This window comes from Variovorax soli NBRC 106424 (assembly GCF_001591385.1).
Taxonomy (GTDB): Bacteria; Pseudomonadota; Gammaproteobacteria; order Burkholderiales; family Burkholderiaceae_C; genus Variovorax; species Variovorax soli.
The window spans coordinates 1-1,022 of the sequence record NZ_BCUU01000230.1 but is presented as its reverse complement, the minus strand read 5'-3'; the positions used below and the strand labels follow the sequence as shown (position 1 = coordinate 1,022).

Genomic DNA, 1,022 nt, shown 5'->3' with positions numbered 1-1,022 from the left:
TGTAGTGTTTCAATAGATCGGTGTTCATCCGGAAGGGTCTGGGAAACTGGAGTTACCACGCTTCAGCCTCACAGAGGAAATCTCCCGGATGAACAGCCATAAGAATGCCAGACTGACCTTCGAGGGTCGCAAGTTGCTGATCAATCGCATTGCCTCCCAAGGGCTGATGGCGGCGGCCCAGGCCGCTGGCATCAGCCCGGCCTGCGCGCGCAAGTGGCAGCGTCGCTTCCAGCAGGAGGGCCAGCTGGGCTTGCTTGACCGCAGTTGCCGACCTCACAAGACTCGCAGCAGCATCGATCAGATCCTGGCCGCACGCATCGAGGCTCTGCGGCGAGATCGCATGCCGATACGGCGCATTGCTTGTGTCGTGGGCCGCAGCCCTGCCACCATCAGCCGCTTCCTGGCCACCCTGGGGCTGTCCAGCCTGAAGGCGCTGGAGCCGATCGCGCCTGCGCTTCGCTACGAGCGCCAGGCGCCGGGCGAACTGCTGCACATGGACACCAAGAAGCTCGGGCGCATCGAGCGAGAAGGTCATCGCATCAACGGCGATCGCACCACGCGCGTGCGCGGCGCAGGCTGGGAGTTCGCCCATGTGGCCATCGACGATCACTCGCGCGTGGGCTTCGTACAGATGCACCCGGACGAGAAGAAGCCCTCGGCCGTGCAGTTTCTCCTGGCCGCAGTGGCCCACTACCGGTCGCTGGGCGTGACCATCAAGCGCCTGATCACCGACAACGGCAGCGCCTACCGCTCACGCCTGTTTGCCAAGACCTGCCAGGCCCTGGGCATCAAGCACACCTTCACCAAGCCCTACCGGCCGCAGACCAACGGCAAAGCCGAGCGCTTCATCCAGACTTGCCTGCGCGAGTGGGCCTACGGGCGAGCATGGGCCCACAGCAGCGAACGCACTGCCTGGCTGCCCGCCTTCTTGGCCTACTACAACGCTCGCAGGCCTCACTCGGCCCTCGGCTACAAGCCCCCAGCCTCCCGGCTTGGACAGACCAATCTATTGCAACTCAACA

General features: G+C 64.2%; 1 protein-coding gene. It reads left to right on the top strand.

Annotation, left to right across the window (positions count from 1 at the left end; translation table 11 throughout):
- Window positions 1-88: 88 nt before the first annotated feature.
- A partial coding sequence (locus tag VSO01S_RS26520; protein WP_068645714.1) for an IS481 family transposase occupies window positions 89-1,022 on the top strand: 934 nt, incomplete at its 3' end.